Raw genomic sequence first — 23,617 nt, 5'->3', positions numbered from 1 at the left:
GACCGATGGATAGCTTACGGTTCCGACATTTATTATGAATATTAACGATTTAAAGTTTTATTTATTATATTCATGATTTGCTCCATTTGATTATGCAGAAAAAAATGTCCTCCATCAAACTCAATTATGTCAGTTTTACCGGATGTATAATCTTCCCACTTTTTCAATCCTTCTAAGCTGGTCATTTTGTCATCTTTCCCATTAAAAACTGTTATGTCACAGCTTAATTTTTTATCTTTTTCAATATAATCATATTCTTCTACCAATTTATAATCCGACCTAAGTATAGGCAAAAATAAATGACGCAATTCATTGTTGTCAAAAACCTCTTTGGGTGTACCTCCGAGTTCATAAACCTCTTGTATAAATTTTTCATCAGGTAAAGCATATATTTTCTTATAATTCTTGTAAAGTGCGGGAGGACATCGACCTGAAATAAAGAGGTGCAGCGGTTCTGTTTTTTTGTTTTTAATAATTTTTTGTGCTAGCTCAAGCACAATGGAGCTTCCCATACTATGCCCAAATAAAGCGAAGGGCTGTTCCTCAACAGACGATGATATTTTATCATAAACATCTTTTATTACTTCTGCCATATTATTGTATAATGGCTCGCTTATCCTCTGCCCTCTCCCTGCAAGTTCCACCGGCATCACTTTTATATTTTTGTCAGCAAAATGTTTTAACTTGGAATATATGCTTGAAGAACCCCCTGCATATGGAAAGCAAAACAGATTAATTTTATTTTTCATAGTACTCCTCTTGATAAAATAGTTTAAATAATTTCCAATTTTTTTAACTTCTTAACCCAATATATTATATATTATACAGTTTTGGATTTCCATAGTTACGACATATTCCTTATATAAACTTCACAAATATGTAAATCTCTGTTAGAATAGAAATCGGCATATAAGCCAAGCATGCTGTTTTAAGAAAGGTTGGGGTTTCTTGGTTAATTTATATGGAACAAAAGTTTCTGCATGCACTGATGATAATATTAATTTATTAAAAAGATTTATTTCTGATGAGAGAAAAGCAAGAATGGAAAGGTTTTTATTTAAGGAGGATTCTATAAGATGTCTTCTCGGTGAAGTCATAGCCAGATATGCCGTAAGTAAAGACTTAAACTATAAAAATGAAGATATTGGTTTCAAAACGGATTCTTATAATAAACCATACCTTGTAATCGCGAACCAGTCTGTTTTTTATAATATATCCCATTCCGGCGATTGGGTTGTCTGTATTCTTTCGGATAAACCCTGCGGAATAGACGTGGAATTTATAAAAGAAGCGGATTTTGACATTGCAAAAAGATTTTTTTCACAGAATGAGTATGAAAGTCTTATGAGCCAACCGGCACATTACCGTACCAGATACTTTTTTATGCTGTGGACATTGAAGGAAAGTTACATAAAAACTGACGGAAGGGGGTTGTCACTGCCTCTTGATTCTTTTTCTTTTAACATAGATTCAGGCAGGATATCTCTCTCAACGAAAGATACCAATAATCTTTCAAATTGCTTTTTCAGTCAATTTGAAATTGACGATGACCATGTCGTTTCCGTTTGTTCTAAGGAAGATTGTTTTCCGGATAAAATATGTCTTGTAACCGTTCAGGATATTTTAAATACTTTGTAATAATATAAGGGCTACCTCAAACATATAAGAGGCAGCCCTTTATAATATTATTTATGCACAATAAATCTTGTCGCTTGGTAGTATCTCTATTCCGTATTTCAATAAAGTTTCTATTGCCGTTTCAGGGTTTTCAACTCTCAAAATAACAAATGCTTCATTACCTGTTTTTCCTACAAAAGCATACATGTACTCAATGCTTATACCATTATCCTGAAGAATGTCTAATGCCTTTGCAAGTCCTCCCGGCTTATCTTCAACACCTATTGCTATAACGCTGGTACAGCTTACCGTAAACTGCTGCTCACTCAAAAAACGCTCAGCATCTTCCGGCTTATTAACAATAAGTCTCAATATGCCAAAATCCGTAGTATCAGCTATAGACATGGCACAGATATTAATGTTATTATCCGCAAGTGTTCTGGTTACATCAGCCAACCTTCCTGATTTGTTTTCTAGAAAAACTGAAATCTGTTTAACAAGCATGGTTAACAGGCCTCCTTTATAATTGTTAATGATAACTTAACCCTTATTAAATAACCCTTTTGTCAATAACTCTTTTTGCCTTACCTTCGCTGCGCTGAATGGTTTTGGGTTCAACCAGCTTGATTTTTGCACCTATTCCTAAAGTACTGTTAATTTCCTTAGAAATCTTCTTTTCCACATCTTCCAGCCTTTTTACTTCATCTGAGAATAAGCTTGGAGTGATTTCAACCTGAATTTCCAGTGTGTCCAAATTGTCTTTTCTATCAACTACCAGCATGTAATGAGGTGCGGTCTCGCCAATTGATAGAAGAACACTTTCCACCTGTGAAGGGAAAACATTAACACCCCTGATTATGAGCATGTCGTCTGTTCTACCGGCAACCTTGTTCATTCTTACTTCTGTACGTCCACATTCACATTTATCATAATTCAATGAAGAAAGATCCCTGGTTCTGTACCTTATTAACGGAAGCCCTTCTTTTGTAATAGTCGTAAATACAATTTCCCCTTCTGAACCTTCTGGAAGGACTTCACCTGTGTCAGGATCAATAATTTCCGGGATAAAATGGTCTTCCGGAATATGCATACCGCCCTGATATTCACATTCACATGCAACTCCCGGCCCTATTACCTCGCTTAACCCGTATATATCAAAAGCTTTAATTTTTAGTCTGTCCTGTATTTCCTGCCTCATACTTTCCGACCAAGGCTCCGCCCCGAAAATACCGGCCTGCAGCTTTAAATCGCTTCTCTTGATACCGAGTTCTTCCATTTCCTCAGCCAAATACAAAGCATAAGAAGGTGTACATGCAAGATGAGTTGTACCGAAATCCTGCATAATTGAAAGCTGAAGTTTTGTGTTTCCTGATGAAGTAGGTATAACCGTTGCTCCCAGTTTCTCGCCGCCGTAATGAGCACCGAGTCCTCCCGTAAATAATCCATAACCGTAAGATATCTGCAGAAAAGAGTCCTTCACTGCTCCGGCAGCTGTAAATGTTCGGGCGATAACCTCAGACCAAACATCAAGGTCATTTTTTGTATAACCTACAACCGTCTTCTTTCCAGTTGTTCCCGAAGATGCATGGACTCTGACAATTTCACTCATAGGCACTGCAAAAAGGCCGTATGGATATGTATCTCTCAGATCCTGCTTATAGGTAAAGGGTAGATTTTTTAAATCATCAACAGACTTGATATCTCCAGGTAACATACCCTTTTCCTGCATCTTCTTTCTGTAAGTAGGTACATTTTCATATACCAGCTTTACAGTTTTAATTAATCTTTCCGATTGAACCTTACGCATTTCTTCTCTGGACATACATTCGTATGCCTGATTCCAATATGACATAACATTTCACCCTCCCAAGAATAAATATAAATTTATATATTCTTTGCCATCATCCCACTCGGAATGGCTTTCAGGGTTTACTTACAAAATGTAGCCCCACACAAAAGCAATAGGCTTAAATTCTTAATTATGATAATTGTAACCTTCCTCAAAGGCTTTGATATTTACATCAAGTACCTTTGCAGGAACAACCTCGTTTATGGCTTCCATAAATATGTTTTTATCAATACCTGCTAATTTTGCCATTACACCCAGCAGAACAATATTTACCGCTTTTATTGTTCCACATTCTCTGGCTATTTTAAGTGCGTCAAGTGAGTAAATGCTATATGAGGTTTTTAATGTATCGAGTATTTTTTCAGGATACTTAGCCTTTCCTATAATTACAGGCATTGGATCTATCTCCTGCTCATTTACTATCATCTTGCCGTCCTTATGGAGGTAATCCACCCACCTGAGTGCCTCCAGTTGTTCAAAGGCAATAATGAGATCAGCCTCGCCCTTTTCAATGAGAGGTGAATATACCTTTTCCCCATACCTAACATATGTAACAACGCTTCCGCCTCTTTGGGACATACCGTGTACCTCTGAGACCTTAACGTCAAAATTCAGTTTTAATGCAACTGTTCCCAGTATTCTGCTGGCTAGGAGAGTTCCCTGTCCGCCAACACCAACTATAAGAAGATTTAATTTTTTCACCTTATTCACCTGCCCTTTCGATAGCACCGAATCCGCATATCTTGGTGCAGAGCTTGCATCCCACACAAAGTGCAGGGTTTATTTCAAGGTGATCGCCCTTTTCAACTATGGCCGGGCATCCTATTTTCATGCACATTCTGCACTTTTTGCATTTATCCTGTATTATTCTATGGCTTCCTTCATATTTAACATGTTTTAAAAGTGCACATGGACGCTGAGAAATTATTACCGAAGGTTCATCTGCATCTGTTTCGGCTTTTACAACCTTCTCGAATTCCTTTATATCAAAAGGATCTACAACCGTAACTCTGTCAACACCCACAGATTTGCAAAGAAGTTCAAGGTCTACCTGTTTTGTAGGCTCACCCTTTATTGTAAATCCGGTTGTTGGATTGTGCTGGTGACCCGTCATTCCTGTAATTGAATTATCTAGAATAATTACAGTAGAGTTACCTTTATTATATACGATATCTATTAAACCCGTAATACCTGAATGTATAAAAGTTGAGTCGCCGATTACTGCTACAGTCTTTTTCCTGAAATCGGCTCCGCGTGCTTTTTCCAACCCGTGGGCAACACCAATGCTTGCGCCCATGCACACGCATATGTCCATTGCTTCGTTAGGAGGCAATGCACCAAGGGTATAACAGCCGATGTCGCCGCTGACGGTCAGTCCCAATTTTTTGAGAACATAGAACATGCCTCTATGAGGACATCCCGGACACATTACCGGTGGTCTTACTGGAACGGCATTATTGGAAGCTTCCTGTGAATCAAACTTTTTATCAAGGAGTTTTTCTGCAACAAGTTGAGCGCTAAACTCACCGATTATAGGAAGCTTTTCCTTACCTATTACCTTTATGCCCATTTTCTTAATTTGATTTTCAAAGAATGGCTCCAATTCTTCTACAACATAAAGGGTTTTTACATTTGCTGCAAAATCAGCAATAAGTTTTTCAGGAATTGGGTGTACCATTCCTATTTTTAATACGGATGCATCAGGCATCGCTTCTTTTACGTACTGATATGAAATTCCGCTGGTTATAACCCCGATGTCCTTGCTTGTCATTTCAACTTTGTTTAGTCTGCTTTCATTGGAGAATTCTCTCAAAGCAGCCATTCTTTTTTCAACTTCAACATGTCTTTTTCTTGCCATAGCAGGCATCATGACATATTTGTTTGCATCCTTGGAATACTGTTTTAACTTGTAATCTTCTTTATCACTCAGTTCAACAGCACTTTGGGAATGGGATACCCTGGTGGAAAGTCTGACGATTACAGGACAGTCAAATGTCTCACTTATGGAGAATGCCTGTTTTACGAAGTCCTTACATTCCTGAGAGTCCGAAGGTTCAAGCATAGGAACCTTTGATGATCTTGCATAGAACCTACTGTCCTGCTCATTCTGAGAACTGTGCATTCCAGGGTCATCAGCAACCATTATAACAAGACCTCCGTTTACGCCGGTATAAGATACTGTAAAAAGAGGGTCTGCTGCAACATTAAGTCCTACGTGTTTCATGGAACATATGGATCTTGCTCCTCCGATGGATGAACCTATAGCTACCTCGAGTGCTACCTTTTCATTTGGTGCCCACTCTGAATATATTTCGTCATATTTCGATATGTACTCAGTAATTTCCGTACTAGGAGTTCCAGGATAAGCAGCCGCTACTGAACAGCCTGCCTCATATGCTCCTCTTGCCACGGCTTCGTTGCCGAGCATGAGCTTTTTCATTGATATTCCCCCATCTCTATTTGATTAATTATTGTAATACTTGATTACAATCAGCATACATTGTTTATTATTATAAAGTATTATCAGTGTAAAGTAAATGAAGAAATTCGACACGTTTAGCACTATACAGGGTTTTTTTGATGTATTAAACATGTTTAATTTTGAACAAACTTTTATTATACACCAGTACAGATTATTTTTAGAAATTTTCTATAAATATATGATATAATAATTGCTGACTGTAAACAATAAACTATTAAGAGGTCTGACAATGAACACTAGAAAATTCGCTTATATAATTACTATAGTAGTAGGCTTGTTTCTTTTTGGAATGGGAACAGTTTTTCTTTACTATGCAAACAGTGTAACAGGAGCAGCCGGAAACAATGCTGTTCCTGCAATACTTGAAGGACTTAACGCCACTACCAATAAAGAACCTATGAATTTCTTCCTGCTGGTTGGTGACAAGTCAAGCGGTAATACGGATTCAATGCTGGTAGCAAATTATAATCCAGCAAAAAACCAGATAAGTATCGTTACAATACCGAGAGATACTAAGGTTAAATTAAAAAACAATATACTTCCAAAAATAAATGCTGCTTATGCAGCAGGAGGACGAAACCACGAAGGTGCAAGATATTCTGCCGAGATTGTAAGTAACTTAACCGGAATCAATATCAACTATTATGTTCATATCAATATTTCCGCAATCAAAAAGATTACAGATATGCTTGGAGGAGTTTATTTTGACGTTCCCGTAAATATGAAGTACGATGACCCTTCTCAGAATCTTCATATTAATTTAAAAAAAGGTTATCAGTTGCTTGACGGCGACAAGGTTGAACAATTACTACGTTTCAGGAAACCAAACGGTGAACGTTACACACAAGAGTTAAAAGAGTTTTATGACGGCAGTGATATAAAGAGAACCGAAATGCAGATGAAGTTTATAAAGGAATTTATAAAGCAAAAGTTAAAGGTACAAAATATTCCAAAGCTAAATCCCGTGCTTAATTATGCCTTTGAAAATATTATAACCAATATGACTTTATCAGATGCGTTAAAGATGTCCTCCGGGCTCATAAGTATTTCGCCTGACAACTTTAATTCTTTCCGTCTTGACGGTGAAGACAAGGTTATAAATAAAGGATGGTACTACGTATACAACGGCAATTTAATAAATATTGAAACAAAAGAATCTCTTCCGGCGGCTGAGATAGTTGAAAATTACTTTTATTCTGCCAATGGTATTGCAACGCCATCAGGTGAACTATATGTTCCTGTAAGTAACGATGATGAGGATGAAGCAAAGGCTCCTCCGGTTGTGAAAAAAAAGCCTGTTATTAAGAAACAAAATCCCTCAAATACTGATACTGACACTAAAGGGACATCAAAGGGATAAAATTAAGGAGTGTAAAACATGACTACTATTATTCATAATATTTTAATGCCTTTAATAGATATTATTGAAGGTATGGGAATCTGGGGTATTGGGCTTTGGATGCTCTTTGAAAGCAGCTGTATTCCCCTCCCCAGTGAAATTATATTGCCTTTCGGCGGAATGATGGCTTCTCAGGGCAGCATTACTCTTCTGGAAGCAAATATTGCTGCCGCTGTGGGCAGTCTTATTGGTTCCATGTTTGCCTACTTTGTTGGTTCTTACGGTGGCAGACCCTTTATACTTAAATACGGAAAGTACTTTTTTGTATCAGAAAAGAATTTTTATAAAGCAGAAGAGGTATTTAAAAAAAGAGGTATGCTGGCTGTGTGTCTCGGAAGACTTCTTCCTGTAATCAGAACATTTATTTCTTTACCTGCAGGAATTGCTAAAATAAATAAATTTAAGTTTATTATTTTCTCAACTATCGGGATGCTTCCATGGAATTTTACTCTGATTTATCTGGGTTATGTATTCGGAAAGGATTATGAGACTAAAATCAGGCCGTATTTTAAGGGTTTTGAAAATATTGTAATAGCACTGATTTTAATCTGCATTGTCCTATTTGTAATTTACAAGATTATTTCTTCCCGTAGAGAAAGCAATAAATCTATGGGAAATAAATAGTTTTTGAGTTATTTGTGTCTGGGTGCTTCTTTAACAAGAACTGCTGCTTTTGTAATAGCTGAAATGACATCTACCTCAAATTGGTTTCTTAAACTGTTTACTTTTGAATACAGCTCGCCTTTTTCAGAGGCAATGTACTTCGGAGGGAGGCTGTTAAGAGCAAGAGCAGCTATATCCTTAACGCACAATTCACATTTGCACATGTTAATATCGTCAAGGACGCCGTCTATCAGATTGAATACAACTTCTTCCATATAATTTTTTAACGTTACCATACTTTCATCCCCTTATAACAACTTATAAAATTACATACATTAATCATTTCGGTAATATTTTCAAAATCCCTCTATATTTTCTATATTTTTTAAAAGTTCATTGGTTTGTTTTCTTTCAACCTTTATACCCGTCCAAATTTCAAAAGATGAAACACCTTGATTTATAAGCATACCAAATCCGTTTCTTATTTTGCATCCCGCTTTTTCTGCCTGTATTAGAAATCTTGTTTTCTTAGGAACATATAGAACATCATATACAAGCTGAGTTCCGTTAAAGTTGAAATCAATATCAAATGGAGTTGAATCAAGGTATGTACTCATGCCGGCAGGTGTTGTATTTATAATGATCTGGTTGTTTTCAAGTTCTTTATCAAGTTTGTCTTTCTCCGGGAGCATTGTACTAACAATGTTTCCGAAATTGCTGTTTACCAGATCAGAAATACTTTTTGCGTTGGCCTCTGTCCTGTTTACTATTGTCAGATGCTCTATACCTTCGGTTGCAAGCCTGACAGCAATAGCCCTTGACGTTCCTCCTGCGCCTAATAGCATTACTCTTTTACCTTTAAATGTTGTTTCAAAACCATCGCAAAAGTCCCTGACAAAACCTTCAGCATCTGTATTACAACCTATGAACCTTCCGTTTTGCTTTTTTACAGTATTAATTGCACCCATAAGCATACCTTCTGCGGAAACCTCATCCAGATATTGTATAACATCTTTTTTATATGGAACAGTTATGTTAAAACCTAAAAAGTTTATACCTTTTAATCCATTCATGACCTGTTCCAATTTTCCGTTTTCAACAAGTACAGGTAAATATACAGCATTTACTCCAAATTCTTTAAATAGTGTATTATGAATAAAAGGTGACTTTGTATGCTCAATTGGATTACCAAGCACACCATACAACTGTGTTTTTCCGTTAACAACTTCAACCAAGTTCATTGGCTTGCCCCCCAATGTCATTTTAAACGACTTCTTTCTATTTGAAGCCTGTTCTTTTTCCATTCATTTCTTACTTCCAGTCTTGACGTTTGTACACTACTAAAACGACTTAAGACTCTTTTTTCAATATGCCTTTTTAACCTGACATACAAAATTTCTTTTTTATCTATGGGCTTTACAAGTACGGTAAGCATATTTACTTTATTTCCCCCATATATATCGGTAAATATCTGGTCACCTATAACCGCTACCTTTTCCGGCTCAAGCCCCATTTTTTCAGCTGCTTTAAGAAAAGCCTTTCCTGCCGGTTTATATGCTCTGTGTATTGCCATTACCGACATTTCTTTATTGAACCTTGTTACTCTATTAAGCGAAGCGTTTGACAGTATACAAACCTTGAATCCTATTTTTTGCAGTTCAGCGACCCAACTTATTGCATTTTCGTCAGCATCCTTTGTATGCATGGGTACAAGGGTATTATCTATATCAAGTATAACTCCCTTGATGCCTCTTTCTTTAAGTATATTTATATCAATATGTCTTATACTATCAAAATATAAGTCAGGATAATATTTTTCGATCATGTAAATTCCTCCATATCAACCTATGATAGCAAAACGTATTATGTTTTGCAAACCATTTTGTGCTTCTGATTGTATTGTGTACATTATTCAAATTTTAAAAGTTTATTATTTAGACAAAGCTGCAAATCAAATTTTCTGCATCCCACCTTGAAAAACTTTATTTCGATTATATTCTTATCGGCTAGAGGGTCCTGTTCTATTGAAACTACTACTCCTCTGCCGAATTTAGCATGGCTGACAAATTTTCCTTCACCTATATTAACTATTATGTCCTTTTGCAAAAGTTGTACAACCTCATTTACAAAAATAGATGGTATAACTTTTTCATTATTTACCGTATCTGGATAGAGAAGATAAAGTTTTTTTCTTGCTCTCGTCATTCCAACATAAAAAAGTCTCCGTTCTTCTTCAAGTACAATTTTCTCAGAGTTTTCAAGAACCTTGTCTCCCGGAATCTCACTGTTTATAAGGTCTATCATAAATACATTGTCATATTCAAGTCCCTTTGAAGAGTGCAGCGTGCTCAGAGTTATTTGGTTCTTTTCACTGTCGTGCTTATATCCTCCATCCATGAATATTTGCTCCAACTCCTGCAACCGCACAAGAAATGAAGAAATAGTTGGACAATCAATTGATATTCCATGTAAAATCCCATACAACCTGTTCAGGTAATCAAAGGACTGACCTGATATAGCACTGTAATCTTTAATACTTTCCAGATATCTGAAGTTATTTTTTATATACTCCAATGCCGACCAAGGATTCTTCTTTGCCAACGAAGCAAATTCTCCTTTTAATTCCCTCATTGCAGTAAGCTGAAAAGGTTTCAGGTCATGGCTTTTTATTATTCTGTCAATTACATTTTCACTTCCTTCACCTTGTAAGGAACATTCCAGCATGGTTTTTGATATAAATCTATTCATTCTGAAGCATATTTTCGTAAATGATTCTGTATCACAACCATCAAGTGCAAATAATAAAAAAGCACATACCTCCTGTACAAGCCAGTGTTTGAAATAAAAAAGTGTGTTCTGCCTTATTTTGAATGAAATTCCGTTCCTTTGCAGTTTATCCGAAACAAGAATTGATGAGAGGTTATTTCTATACAATACCCCGATGCTTTTTGTCTTTTTTTCCTTTAGTACCTCTTCTATCTTTTTTAAAAGGATATCCTGCTGCCTGCTCTCATTTTCAGCTCTGAGAATCATTGGGTCCTCTGCCTTTTTATTATTGGTTTTGTGTGATTTCAGATACCTTTTATCATTTTTCATTATAAATTTACTGGTAAGGTCTACAATATTACTGGAAGACCTGAAGTTGTTTTCAAGTCTGAAAAGTCTCAGATTGTCAAATTCATGGCTTATATCCAGAATATACTGGGGTTCAGCTCCCCTGAAACGGTAAATTGACTGGTCATCGTCAGCCACTATAAATATATTCCCGTCCGGCCCAGCCAACAGCTTGAGAATGGCAAACTGTATATTGGATAAATCCTGGCCTTCATCCACTTGTATATAATTATATTGTTTTTTATATTCTTTTAAAACTTGCGGATATCTTGAAAGAATACTATACGCATATGTAAGCATATCGTCAAAGTCAATCATCAGATTTTTTTTCTTGTATTCTTCATAGGTTTTATAGACCTTTGAGAATTTCTTTGAGCTGAAAAAGCTGTCGTCGGCATTTTTTATCATTTTATTCTTTATATAGCTTATTTCGTTTATAAGGTTATCCAGCTCATCCTCATTTAATTTTGAATTATATATGCTGTGATACATGTCTTTTAACAGCATTTTTTTATTTATATCTTCTTCCATACCCTCAATACGCCTTAAGCTCTGCCCTTTCATTCTCTCATAGTCTCTAACTACTCTGTTGCAGAAGCTGTGCAGTGTCGCAAATTGTACTTTTTCTTTTATACTACTTCCGTAGTATTTTTTAAAACGCCTTTCCATTTCAAGCTGGGCAGCCTTATTAAAGGTAAGTGTCAGAATACTTTTGGGATTGACACCTGATTTAATTAAATTATAAACACGGTTTACAATTACAGTTGTTTTTCCACTCCCGGGGCCTGCAATAAGTAGTACAGGCCCTTTAACAGTGAGTACCGCTTCCCTTTGTTCGAGACTTAAATCTTTAAAATCATCTTCAATCGTTATATCTGTTGATTTATTATATTCCCTGTCTATTTCAGATTGTGTCATTTATTCACCTATTCAATATTTTTATCAATCCAGAACTGCTCCAGCCTTTTTCCAAGCTGTCCTGTATCTTGTACCCGCATGGCATGTTCCCAGTGTCTCGGAAAAAGCCGTCTGTAGCTTCCGTTTGAAAATCTTTCGTCCAGAAGTACCACTGTTCCAACATCGTGTTCCGAACGGATTACCCTTCCTGCAGCCTGTAGTACTTTGTTCATTCCCGGATACATATATGCATTTTCAAAACCCATTCGGTTTTTGTTTTGATAATAATTCATGATAATATCCTGTTCGGGACTAACCTGAGGAAGTCCTACTCCTACTATTATAGCTCCTATAAGCCTGTCTCCCTTCAAATCTATACCCTCGGAAAAAATTCCTCCCAGAACTCCAAAAGAAACAAGGCTCTTTCCCGTACCGGATTGAAAGCTGTTTAGAAAGCTCTCCCTTTCTTCTTCCGTCATGGAAGTTTCCTGTATTATTGTATCTGTTTCAGGATATTGCTCTGTAAACCTTGTGTAAACCTCGTTCATGTATTTATATGAAGGAAAAAACACTACATAATTCCCTATTTTTTTGTTTACAGCAGACCATATTATGTCTACTATTTTATCATAGCTTTTATCACGGTTTTTATATCTTGTAGAAATATTATCATTAACAATAAGACAGAGATTGTCCTTAGCAAAAGGTGAAGCAAGATTTATGTTATAATCCTCCTTGTCCCCGCCCAATACATCCATGAAATAGTTAAGAGGGGTAAGGGTTGCAGAGAAAAATACAGCTGTTTTACCTCTTTTTACAGCATCTGCAAGCAAAAAAGAGGGATCCAGGCAGAAAAGCTTCACTCTGACATCATTTGATTTAGTTTCTATAAATGTAATGTATCTTTCATCGTAAAAATCAGCCATTCTGGTAAAAGCTATTGAATTGAAATAAGTCTCCAGAAGCTGGTCAAAACCATCTATGTTGCTATTTTGATTCTTTAGTATCCATTCCTCTGATTCTGATATAAAACTGTTTAACAATCGGTACAGGTCAGTTAGTTCTGTTTTGCTAACAATAAAACCTTCATCCTGGCATTGTTTACGGAGAGCCACCATATAGGAATTTATCTTGTTTAATATTCTTGCAACCCTAGGAACTTTTGACTTCATAAGCTTTTTTGCTTCAAGATATCCCGATTTAAGTATTTGAGCGGAAAACATTTCTCTCGCCCTGTCAACCAAATTGTGTGCCTCATCAACCAAAAAAGCATAATCTCCGGTATTATTGAGAAAAAATCTTTTTAGATATACCCTTGGATCAAATGCATAATTATAGTCACAAATAATGCAATCCGCCCACAATGAAAGGTCAAGGCTGAACTCAAAGGGACAAACCATATGTTTACGTGAATATTCTTCTATTACATCTCTGGACAGGTTTTCAGAATTTTTAAGCACATCTTCCAGTGCATTGTTAACCCTGTTGTAATGGCCTTTTGCATATTCACAGAAATCGGGATTGCAGCTTCCTTCTTTGTTAAAACATATTTTATCCTTTGCTGTAAGTGTTATTGTTCTGAATACCAAACCGCACTCTCTCATTTTTGAAAATGCCTCTTCAGCTACCTGCCTTGTAATGGTTTTTGCAGTGAGATAAAATATTTTTGAAATGTGTTGTTCGCCTAAAGCTTTAACCGCAGGAAACAGTGTTGATATAGTTTTTCCAATACCTGTAGGGGCCTGAGCAAATAGTTTTTTGCCTTGCATTATGGTTTTATATACTGCAACTGCAAGCTCGCGCTGTCCCTTTCTGTAGTCTTTAAAGGGAAATTCGAGGATTTTTATAGAAGTATCTCTTCTTTTATTCCATGAATCTGATAAACTGGCCCAAACCACATATTTATCAAGTAATTCTTCAATAAAAGTTTTTAGTTCTTCAAATAGAAACTGTTTCCTGATTCTTTTTATTTCTTCCGTTTCTATATGAAAATACGTTAATTGTACATATATACTGTCAAGTTCATTCTGGACGGCATAAATAAAAGCATAGCACTTTGCCTGTGCCCAATGCAGAAGACTGAAATCTTCGTCTATGAATTCAAGGGGACGTGTTGTGGATTTTATCTCATCTATCACAATCTCATCCGGCTCGACTATAATACCATCCGCCCGTCCTTCAAGTCTGAACATAAAGTCCTCTGTGTCAAAATTATGGACAAGGGAAACCTCTTTGTTATACGATTCTCCACCCTGTTTTTGTATTTTCTGATGAATTTTTGTACCTTCCAACATTCTGCCCGAGGAAACAAGCCTGTTATCAATATCACCGGACCTCAACACCAGTTCAACAAGGTTTCTGATTGAAATTTTTATCTCGGGTTTGCCCATATTTTTGTATATTAGCCTCCATCTGCAAAAATGTTAATTGATACTCAGTAAAATAGCTGACCGGTAAACCAATCAGCTTCATCAAAGAACGTCAGTTCTTATTATATCAATAAATCATTTCTTTTTCAATGTCGAAGCTATTATACTTTTAATTTAGGTTTCTGTACCTTGCCATTAAATATTCGTCAGCATACTTACCGTTTCTTGCAGCCATATACTTTTTTGTACCTTCTATCTGAAAGCCGTGTGTCTTATACAGGCCTACTGCGGTTTCATTTTCTACAAATACAGTTAATTCTACGCGTACAAGCATAAGCCAGTTATCTGCCAAATCCAGAATTTTCTCTAATAATGCTGTTCCTATTCCATTTCCCTGATAATCTTTATGTACCATTATTCCTACAGATGCAGTATGCCTGGTTCTTGGAGCCTGGCTTACAATAAGAGCAACCGTCCCTACTACTTTTTTTACTCCATTTTCATCTGTCTCAGCTACCATATGATATTGATTTTGGCCAAGGGACTTTATAAACTCTTCTGTCTGGTCTATCCTCTCACTGAATAACCCTAGAAGATTTTCTCTTACCCCATCCATTGTGTACATCTCATTTATATCCTGTGCATCCTCAACCCGTATGGGCCTTATAGTATAATCCATTTTTAAGCCTCCTTTTATTTTAAAATTAACTATGAATAACATATTAATTTACTGGCAATTTTAATAATAAATATACTTTGGAGGCACATATGTCTGAAAACAGTTTAATATGCCCGGTTTGCAACAACAGCAATTTTTTAATAAAATACCAAGCAACTTATGTCTACTCATATATAATCGATTCCGATGCTCCCGGGCTTAGAAACAAAAATGAATTTCTTCCCTTTATGTTTGATAACCGAGAACAGAAGGACACAAAACAATTTATTGAATGTATTACCTGCGGTTCAAAGTTCAGGTGCTATTTTAATCAATGGGATAATAAAATCGGACTGAAAGCTTTAAAAGAAGCAATCAGCCAACATCAACCCGATAGTCCATTATAATGATTATATAATGGATTGTTTTTAATTATTTCATCTATTTTATTACAAATTGTTTTATGAAGTCAACATTTTATCTTTCTGTCATTGAATACTTTCCTAGTATTCCTTTCTCATTGTTGCCTTTGGTATATCCATATCCTCTCTATACTTTGTTACCGTTCTTCTTGCTATACTTATTCCTTTTTGGTTTAGTATTTCTGCAATTTTCTGATCACTATAAGGTTTCTTCCTGTCCTCGCCTGTAATTATCTGTTTAATATCTGATTTAATAGCATCCGGAACAATTTGAGAATCACAACCAAGAGAAAGTCCGTTTGTAAAGAAGTAATCAAGACTGAATACCCCCCATGAACATTGAAGATATTTTCCTCTTATGGCACGGCTCACAGTGGACTCGTGTATTTCCAGCTTATCTGCTATACTTTTTTGGTTCATAGGTATAAGATGACTTGCACCCTTATCAAAAAAGCCTCTTTGTTGGCCCACAATCGTTCTTATGACATTTAACAATGTATTATTTCTCTGTGATATACATTTAATAGCCCAATCAGCTTCTTTTATTTTTCCTGAAATATAATTCTTAACCTCATCGGAAGGATTTTGTGCAAGGACATTCCGATAATAGCTGCTAATTGAAATATGTGGAGTTGAAAAATTATTTAAAAGCACCTCATAATAATCGCTAAATTTTACAACTATTAAATCCGGTGTTTGATAATGAATATCTTTTCTGGCACCAAATCCCATTCCGGGTCTGGGATTCAGTTTTTTAATAACTTTGTACGCATCCTTAACTTTATCTATTGAAACATCCAATCTCTTAGCAATGAGATCAAGCTGATTTTTTCCAAGTAATTCAAGATAGCTATTTACAAGTGTAATAACAATCGGATCATTTTGATTAAGTCTCTCTAATTGAAGCAGTAGACATTCTTTTAAATTTCTTGCCCCTACACCGGCCGGCTCCATTGATTGGAGCTGGTGTAAGGCTGTTTCTGTCTTATTTTTATCTATTTTGACAGCCTTTACTATATCATCTATTTTCTCTTGAAGATACCCGTTTTGATCAATGCAGCCTATCATATATTGCACTGCCTTATATATTTCCGGAGGTTCTTTCATTAAATTTAATTGTGATTTCAAATGCTGGTATAAATCCTCATCATCCCCCGCCACATAATGCGCCACATCTTTATTGTCTTCATCATCTTCATAGTCATGGTTGTAAACTCTATATTCTTGGTTTACAGAGTCAAGCCATTCCAGTTTTTTTCTAAGCACCTCATTTCTGTCGTTTTCATAAGGTTGGTCTTCAAGCTCTACCACAGGGTTGTCCACAGCTAATTGTTTAACATAATCCATAAGTTCCTGTGTACTCATCTGGAGAACCTCCATAGATTGCTGCATCTGCGGAGATAAAGACATTTTCTGAGTTAAATTTATTTCAATATTCATATTTACCTCCGGCAACTACAACAACCAATAGTCCGGAGCTATAGAGCCCCAGACTATTGGTTAGTTAGTTGTTTTTTAAAACTTTATATAACGGCTATACATTCAATTTCAACTAATACATCCTTTGGAAGTCTTGCTACTTCCACACAAGATCTTGAAGGGAAATTTGCTGTGAAGTATTTTTTGTATACTTCATTAATTGCTACAAAATCTCCCATATTTTTAATAAATACTGTTGTCTTTATTACATTATCAAAATTAGTACCAGCTGTAGCCAACACCTCATTAAGATTCTTTAGAACCTGTTCAGTTTGTGCAGCGGCATCTCCTTGAGCCACTTCTCCGGTTTCCGGTACCACTGGTATCATTCCGGAAGTATAAACCATGTTTCCAAGCTTAATTGCTTGTGAATAAGGTCCAATCGCTGCAGGAGCTTTTTGTGTAAAAATTACTTCTTTTTGCATTTACTTCTCCTTTAAAATTTATTATTATTATTTGCTATTTGTTATTTATTATTTATTATTTATTTTACTTTTTTACTTGAACCTTTTTTTAATTTAAATGCAATATATAAAACTAAGATCCATATTGGTCCAATAATAACAGCTATTCTGTAATCAGGCATGATTGCCATAAGCAAAATAACCAGTGCCATAAATGCCAGAGAGATATATGAGGATATAGGATATAAAGGCATCTTGAATTTTAATTTATCTACTTCTTTGGCACTCTTTGATTTTCTAAACTTAAGCTGTGTAATAATAATCATTGTCCAGTTTATAATACCTGCAATAGTTGCTATGGATATTAAGTATGAAAATACTTTTCCAGGCATAAAGTAATTTAATACTACTGCAACTAGTGTCAATGCTGATGAAGCCAGTACACCAACTACCGGTGTTCCATTCTTACTTACCTTAGCAAGAGCCTTTGGTGCATTTCCTTGAAGAGCAAGTCCATGAAGCATACGGCCATTACTATAAAGGCCACTGTTATAAGCAGAAACAGCTGCTGTTAACACAACTGCATTTAGAATTCCAGCTGCTGCAGGGATACCGATCTTTGAGAATATTTCAACGAAAGGACTTCCTGATTCTCCGAGTTTATCCCATGGGAAGATAGTCATCATAACTCCAAGTGCACCAATATAGAATATCAATATTCTATATACAACCTGATTTATTGCTTTAGGTATACTTTTAGCTGGATCATCAGCTTCACCTGCTGTTATTCCGATAAGTTCAACACCACCAAATGAGAACATTACCATAACTAAAGAGAATAAAAGGCCTTTAACTCCATGAGGGAAGAAGCCTCCATGTGACCAAAGATTGCTGAATCCTGTAGCTTGTCCGTTATTTCCAATACCAGTGAAAATCATTAAAATACCTAATACAATCAACGCGATAATTGCAACAACTTTGACAATTGCAAACCAAAACTCAAATTCACCATAAAGTTTTACACTTATAAGATTTACTAAAGTAATAATAATAAGGAAAGCCAGTGAGGATAGCCATGTTGGAATACTTGGCAGCCAGAAGTTTACATATATACCTACAACCGAGAGTTCCGCCATACTTACTACAATGTAATTAAACCAATAATTCCACCCTGAAAGGAAACCTGGAAATTCACCCATATTTTCATATGCATAGTGACTAAATGCACCTGATACAGGGTTATCTACAGACATTTCACCCAAGGCTCTCATGATAAAGAATATGATACATCCGCCAATAAGGTAAGCTAATGATATTGATGGACCAGTTTGTTTTATTGTAGTGGATGAGCCATAAAATAAGCCTGTACCGATAGCTCCGCCTAGAGCTATCATCTGTATATGACGGTTTTTAAGGCCACGTTTGAGCTCGTGCTTTTCATTTGAGTTTTCACTCATTCAGGAGTCCCCCTTTGTCTTTGATTTAGGAAGCGTGAAAAGTTTTTTCACGCTCCCGATAACAACTACCTTTATTAAATATTACTTGTTATAAACTGGCTCAAGGAACGCGTGGAAGTGACGCATAGGGAGATTATGCCCCATAACTATCTTCACATTAGGGATACTATCGCGGTCCTTGTACAGTTCAGTAACTGCAGCTATAACATAGTCCAAATGTTCTTGTGACAGCTGGCTACGATTGATAGCAAAACGAACAACGTTACAAACTTCCTTCTGTTGTTCCGGAGTCTTAAGGTCATATTCCATACTATAATCACCAAGTTCTGAAACTCTGATACCATAACGACGAATTAATTCAATACTAAAGCCCTGACCAGCAAATGTATCATGACCGCGTTCGAAATCAAAGAATTTATCCATGTTAATATATACACCGTGTCCGCCGGCCGGGAGAACTACTGGAATACCAGCTTTGTAGAAGCCCTGTGCTAAATATTCACACTGTCCTACACGTTCCTGCAGATATTCAAAGCGCCCACTCTCATACAGACCACATGCCAAAGCCATGATGTCACGGCCACTCATTCCACCGTAAGAATCATTACCTAATGTGGAGATTTGTTTTACTTTCAGTGTTATACCAACATCCTTTGTTACATTTCCATCGGCATCAAAATCGGAGAAGTTTCTCCAGAAGTAGCCTTTGTCTCTGAATGCCAATACACCGCCCATGTTAGAATGTCCGTCTTTCTTCAAACTGGCTGTGAATCCGTCACAATAGGAGAACATTTCTTTTGCAATCTCAAATATAGATTTATCGGCATAACCGTCTTCATTTACCTTAATAAAGTAGCAGTTTTCAGCCCAACGAGCAGCATCCAGCATATATGGAATGTTGTATTTGTGAGCTATATCGCTACAAGCACGGATATTAGCCATGGAAACAGGCTGTCCGCAAACTGTGTTGTTTGTGATAGTTGTGTACACCAATGGAACATTTTCGGGGCCAACTTCTTTTAGCAAGTTTTCCAGCTTTTCGATGTCCATGTTTCCCTTGAATGGGTTTTTTTCATATTTTCCGCCTTCCGGAACTTCCCATAGCAAATCCTTATTGTATAGGTTACGTGGTGTGGAACCCATTTGCTTAATATTTCCTTCTGTGGTATCAAAGTGTCCATTGGAAGGTATTGTAAAGTTTTTACCCGGATAACGAGTGTTCAAAATTTGACTTACAACATTGAATAGAAGAGATTCTGCACAACGGCCCTGTGGAACAACAAAAGTGTTTGGACGTTCCATTTGAGCGGCACCACCGTTGAAAAGTGTACCTTCATATTCACAGAGGTACATTTCGTTCATCATTTTTTCAATATCTTCGCAACCTGTACGAACAAGGTCTATAACACGTTTTTGATTGTCACCGCGCTCAAATACATCGCGCATTGTATCAAGCAGTACATAGTAACCTTTGTTACGGCCATAGGACTCGTCACCGAGGAACATTGCACTCCACTGTAAATCGGTCATAGCAGTTGTACCGGAATCAGAAAGACAGTCAACGGTGAGCATTCCAGCTGGGAACGCAAATTCATTATAATGAGTGGATTGCAGAGCGCGTTCACGCTGCTCAACAGTTACTTTTGGAATATTTCTTTTCACATAGGCAAAAGAACGTGGGGTTTCAACATTCAGCTTGTATTGTTTCATTTGTATCTCCTTCTTTCATCATATTTGTATTGACTTACATACATATATAACAGCAAGATTCATGCCAAAAGTTTCGACTCTAATTCCTCTGCAAATTGTTAGTTTTTAATAATTTTTTATATATTTTTTGTATAATTACTTGTTGTTTCTGCACAAATTTATTAAAACTCAAAAACACATGATTCATTTTGATACACTTTCGGTTTTTATCAAAAATCTTTTATTCTGCCCTTGGCTAAACAATATTTTAATGTTGTATACAATAAAAAAGCTGCCTTTGTGTCTCATTTTAAAACACTTAAGCAGCTTTATTTTTATGAAAATGTATCATTTTAATACATTATTCTTTCAATTCTTTTTCCAGCCCATATTCTTTTAATTTTCTATATAACGTAGATCTAGAAATTTTTAAATTTTTTGCAATATCAGCTTTTGATTTGTATGACTCTATTGCCTTTCTTAAAATCAAGGCTTCTACTTCACTTAAAGAAGGAAATTCATTAAAAGACAGATTTATATTGTGTTTAAGTTCTTTTTTTATTTGAAAAACGTTCTCCGGTAAATCATTTATATCTATAATCCCGTCTTCATCGCTTACTAGACAAACCTCCATAATATTCTCCAGTTCTCTGATATTACCCGGATATGAGTATTCCGTAAGCAGCTTTATTGCTCTTGGTGTTACAGAAACGTTCTTTCCGAGACGTTTACCAATTTTATTTACTGCATTTTGTATATAAAGGTGGACATCCTCTTTTCTTTCACGCAGGGATGGTATTAAAATCTTTATGACAGCTAATCTATAGTAAAGGTCTTCACGAAACGTATTTTCCTGCACCATTTGTATCAAATTTTTATTTGTAGCGGCTATAACTCTTACATCTATTTTTTTTTGCCGTGTTCCACCAACCCTCATAATCTCACGGCTTTGCAATACCCTAAGCAATTTGGCCTGAAGGTGGAAATCCATATCCCCTATTTCGTCAAGAAAGATAGTCCCTGTGTCAGCCAACTCAAACATACCGGGTCTTCCTCCTTTTTTAGCTCCCGTAAAAGCTCCATCTTCATAACCGAATAGTTCACTTTCGAGAAGACTTTCCGGAATAGCAGCACAATTTACTGTAATAAATGGTTTTTCAGCTCTTGTACCATGTTTGTGAATAAATCTGGCTATTACTTCTTTTCCTGTTCCGCTCTCACCCTGCAATAGTACCGTAGAACTTACCCTTGAGGCTTTTTGTGACGTTTTCAGAGTCTGTATCATTGCATTATTATTTCCTACTACAATATTGCTGTCTGCAGCAGTAAGAAAGTCCAATTCTTCGTAGAGATGCTTAATTGTTGATTTTGCATCTTTAAGCTTTTGATTTAGTTCTCTTATTTCAGAAATATCTCTGAATATTGATACAGCACCTTCAACCTTGCCATTATAAACAAACGGAACAATATTAGATATTACATCTCTATCATTTACTCTTGTTTTTATTCCTATCAGCTTGCTTCCTGTTGTCAGAACCTGAGGAATATGTGAGCCAGGAACAACTTCACTTACCTTTTTACCCAGAAATTCGCTTGCTTGAATACCTGTAATACGGTAATTGGCTTCATTAACATATATAACGTTTTCTTCGCTGTCTGCTATAGCAATTCCGTCATGTATAGATTCCAAAATACTCTCACTTGATTTTATAATATTATGAATGAACATTTTTACCTCCATGGCGATTTATAAATAACGGACTTCTGGTTATGAATAAGAATCGTATGTCCCATTTTAGTACACCTGTTCAAATACTGCAAGCTGTAAAATTTGTATGCCAAGCTGGCACTGTGAAAGTCACCGGTAAGATTGATTGTTTCGGGATGATGATGATAAATACTGGATTATCATATTTTCAGGATATCTGACAAAGTGCAATTCTATTACTATTCCCTGTTTTCCTTCGTGTTCTATTATGTCTCCTGCACGGGTGTTCTTAAGGTCTATTTTTTCTATGGTTCCATCATAGAGCAGTACCCACGGGTTGACTTCCCCGTATATCCTTAAATGCAGACCTTTTCGCTCTATTTTGAACTTTTTGAACCTGAATTTGCTTAATAATTTGTCTATCAGGCCTTTGAGTTTCTTTGCTCCCTTTGAGAATCCGTTTTTCAGGCTCTTTATTCATTACTTTATCATGTAACCTTTACCTGTTAGCTAGCTGTTAAGGGTTAATACTCAACTAGTAAAAGAAGCAATTTCTTCAGCAGTAAAATAATCGAAAGATTTTATACCATTAAAATATTTTTCCATAATTTTATCCAGCAGATATAAATACATAATTCTTGCGAATGCATACGAAATACATTGTGATAATGGTTCTGAAATTGCCTTTCTATGGCTAATTCTATTAATATCTACATACTCTGATGTCCAACCAGTACCATCTTTATGTAAATTAATCGAATGTCTTTCTATATTTTGTGTCGATATGTATGACGTTGGAATATTACAATTGTTTAAAGCATTAAGTAACTTATCTACTGTTAATTCATTTTTTATCAACAATTCTATAATTTTAGAATCATTTTTTGCTTTAGCAATATTCCTATTTAGGTAATACTTTTTAAGTCTATCAAGAAAAAAACTATTCGATCCAGTCTCTAAACATTCATATATCCCAACTGTCTCTTCTTCATTTCTTCCTCTTTCCAAATTCATTGTAGACAATTTCTTTGCTATATCCTTCGCATTTTAGTATTTCAAGCATTTTCTTTAATTCCATTTTACCAACTCTCCTAATCTGCTAATTTAGCGATATAATCATTTTGTAGTAGATTATCAACTGTAGCCTTTATATACGTTCCATCTTTCGCCAAAATTTTGTAATCCGTAAAAATTGGGTTCCCATTCCTTTTCTACCCCACCAAGGTGCAATAATACCCGATTTTACACTAAACGTTTAATAACTTTATATCTTGTATAAGTTGCATTATCCATATATGGTGCTAACGCTCTACTTTCATAGCTTTCACCCATTGGCGAAAAATATTGTCCGCCGGAATTATCTCCATATCTATCTATAAATGTGCCTTCTGATAAAGTATGATTTGGAGTAAACTCTCCGTTCAAGAAACCATCTATATTTTTATCTACATTCCCTAGCACAGGATTCTC

The 23,617-nt window shown here is 35.9% G+C and carries 22 protein-coding genes; 4 read left to right on the top strand and 18 right to left on the bottom strand.

What is annotated here, in order from left to right; genetic code table 11:
- Positions 1-41: 41 nt before the first annotated feature.
- The gene (locus L323_RS28130) at positions 42-749 is read right to left on the bottom strand and encodes a thioesterase II family protein (protein WP_020814979.1); all 708 of its coding nucleotides are present in this window, start codon (positions 747-749) and stop codon (positions 42-44) included.
- Between the two features lie 199 nt (positions 750-948).
- Between L323_RS28130 and L323_RS28125 the strand changes: the two genes are divergently transcribed.
- Positions 949-1,638, top strand: a complete 690-nt coding sequence (locus tag L323_RS28125; RefSeq protein ID WP_020814978.1) for a 4'-phosphopantetheinyl transferase family protein — start codon at positions 949-951, stop codon at positions 1,636-1,638.
- 51 nt (positions 1,639-1,689) lie between these two features.
- Here the strand turns inward: L323_RS28125 and L323_RS28120 are convergent, their stop codons facing one another.
- The 4 genes from L323_RS28120 to iorA form a co-directional block, all read right to left on the bottom strand.
- Entirely contained in the window at positions 1,690-2,121 is a 432-nt protein-coding gene (locus L323_RS28120; protein WP_020814977.1) for an ACT domain-containing protein, read from the bottom strand.
- 46 nt (positions 2,122-2,167) lie between these two features.
- A complete protein-coding gene (locus L323_RS28115; RefSeq protein ID WP_020814976.1) occupies positions 2,168-3,469 on the bottom strand; it encodes a phenylacetate--CoA ligase family protein in 1,302 nt (433 codons plus the stop codon).
- 123 nt (positions 3,470-3,592) lie between these two features.
- On the bottom strand, positions 3,593-4,168 hold the full coding sequence (locus tag L323_RS28110; RefSeq protein WP_020814975.1) for an indolepyruvate oxidoreductase subunit beta: 576 nt from the start codon (positions 4,166-4,168) through the stop codon (positions 3,593-3,595).
- 1 nt (position 4,169) lies between these two features.
- Positions 4,170-5,906: an indolepyruvate ferredoxin oxidoreductase subunit alpha gene (gene iorA / locus L323_RS28105; RefSeq protein ID WP_020814974.1), complete on the bottom strand. Its 1,737-nt coding sequence runs from the start codon at positions 5,904-5,906 to the stop codon at positions 4,170-4,172.
- Between the two features lie 271 nt (positions 5,907-6,177).
- On the opposite strand from iorA, the gene L323_RS28100 reads away from it, so the two are divergent.
- Positions 6,178-7,308, top strand: coding sequence for an LCP family protein (locus tag L323_RS28100; RefSeq protein ID WP_020814973.1), 1,131 nt, complete (start codon positions 6,178-6,180; stop codon positions 7,306-7,308).
- Between the two features lie 18 nt (positions 7,309-7,326).
- Positions 7,327-7,971 (top strand): DedA family protein, encoded by a 645-nt coding sequence (locus L323_RS28095; RefSeq protein ID WP_020814972.1) that lies wholly within the window; start codon positions 7,327-7,329, stop codon positions 7,969-7,971.
- Positions 7,972-7,979: 8 nt separating this feature from the next.
- Here L323_RS28095 and L323_RS28090 read toward each other — a convergent pair whose 3' ends face one another.
- From L323_RS28090 to L323_RS28065, 6 genes are all read right to left on the bottom strand, one after another.
- Entirely contained in the window at positions 7,980-8,246 is a 267-nt protein-coding gene (locus tag L323_RS28090; RefSeq protein ID WP_014313328.1) for a late competence development ComFB family protein, read from the bottom strand.
- Positions 8,247-8,306: 60 nt separating this feature from the next.
- The gene (aroE, locus tag L323_RS28085; protein ID WP_031341919.1) at positions 8,307-9,191 is read right to left on the bottom strand and encodes a shikimate dehydrogenase; all 885 of its coding nucleotides are present in this window, start codon (positions 9,189-9,191) and stop codon (positions 8,307-8,309) included.
- Between the two features lie 17 nt (positions 9,192-9,208).
- Positions 9,209-9,775: a YqeG family HAD IIIA-type phosphatase gene (locus L323_RS28080; protein ID WP_020814970.1), complete on the bottom strand. Its 567-nt coding sequence runs from the start codon at positions 9,773-9,775 to the stop codon at positions 9,209-9,211.
- 83 nt (positions 9,776-9,858) lie between these two features.
- Entirely contained in the window at positions 9,859-11,982 is a 2,124-nt protein-coding gene (locus tag L323_RS28075; protein WP_020814969.1) for an ATP-dependent helicase, read from the bottom strand.
- Positions 11,983-11,990: 8 nt separating this feature from the next.
- Positions 11,991-14,351: an ATP-dependent DNA helicase gene (locus L323_RS28070; RefSeq protein ID WP_020814968.1), complete on the bottom strand. Its 2,361-nt coding sequence runs from the start codon at positions 14,349-14,351 to the stop codon at positions 11,991-11,993.
- Positions 14,352-14,499: 148 nt separating this feature from the next.
- Complete coding sequence (locus L323_RS28065; protein ID WP_020814967.1) at positions 14,500-15,009, bottom strand: GNAT family N-acetyltransferase; 510 nt, start codon at positions 15,007-15,009, stop codon at positions 14,500-14,502.
- 89 nt (positions 15,010-15,098) lie between these two features.
- On the opposite strand from L323_RS28065, the gene L323_RS28060 reads away from it, so the two are divergent.
- Positions 15,099-15,395, top strand: a complete 297-nt coding sequence (locus tag L323_RS28060) for a hypothetical protein (protein ID WP_020814966.1) — start codon at positions 15,099-15,101, stop codon at positions 15,393-15,395.
- Between the two features lie 96 nt (positions 15,396-15,491).
- On the opposite strand, the gene rpoN is transcribed toward L323_RS28060, so the two are convergent.
- From rpoN to L323_RS28025, 7 genes are all read right to left on the bottom strand, one after another.
- Positions 15,492-16,850, bottom strand: coding sequence for an RNA polymerase factor sigma-54 (rpoN, locus tag L323_RS28055; protein ID WP_020814965.1), 1,359 nt, complete (start codon positions 16,848-16,850; stop codon positions 15,492-15,494).
- Positions 16,851-16,933: 83 nt separating this feature from the next.
- Positions 16,934-17,314, bottom strand: a complete 381-nt coding sequence (locus L323_RS28050) for a RidA family protein (RefSeq protein WP_020814964.1) — start codon at positions 17,312-17,314, stop codon at positions 16,934-16,936.
- Between the two features lie 59 nt (positions 17,315-17,373).
- Complete coding sequence (locus L323_RS28045) at positions 17,374-18,750, bottom strand: amino acid permease (protein WP_020814963.1); 1,377 nt, start codon at positions 18,748-18,750, stop codon at positions 17,374-17,376.
- An 81-nt stretch (positions 18,751-18,831) separates the two neighbouring features.
- Positions 18,832-20,460: a tryptophanase gene (locus L323_RS28040; RefSeq protein WP_020814962.1), complete on the bottom strand. Its 1,629-nt coding sequence runs from the start codon at positions 20,458-20,460 to the stop codon at positions 18,832-18,834.
- A 340-nt stretch (positions 20,461-20,800) separates the two neighbouring features.
- Positions 20,801-22,168 (bottom strand): sigma-54 interaction domain-containing protein, encoded by a 1,368-nt coding sequence (locus tag L323_RS28035; RefSeq protein ID WP_020814961.1) that lies wholly within the window; start codon positions 22,166-22,168, stop codon positions 20,801-20,803.
- A gap of 510 nt (positions 22,169-22,678) precedes the next feature.
- Complete coding sequence (locus tag L323_RS28030) at positions 22,679-23,161, bottom strand: hypothetical protein (RefSeq protein ID WP_020814959.1); 483 nt, start codon at positions 23,159-23,161, stop codon at positions 22,679-22,681.
- Positions 23,162-23,389: 228 nt separating this feature from the next.
- Positions 23,390-23,608: a glycohydrolase toxin TNT-related protein gene (locus L323_RS28025; RefSeq protein WP_020814957.1), complete on the bottom strand. Its 219-nt coding sequence runs from the start codon at positions 23,606-23,608 to the stop codon at positions 23,390-23,392.
- Between the last annotated feature and the right edge of the window lie 9 nt (positions 23,609-23,617).

It is taken from the genome of Ruminiclostridium papyrosolvens C7 (assembly GCF_000421965.1).
Lineage (GTDB): Bacteria > Bacillota > Clostridia > Acetivibrionales > DSM-1351 > Ruminiclostridium > Ruminiclostridium papyrosolvens_A.
This window is presented reverse-complemented; position numbering and strand designations above follow the sequence as displayed.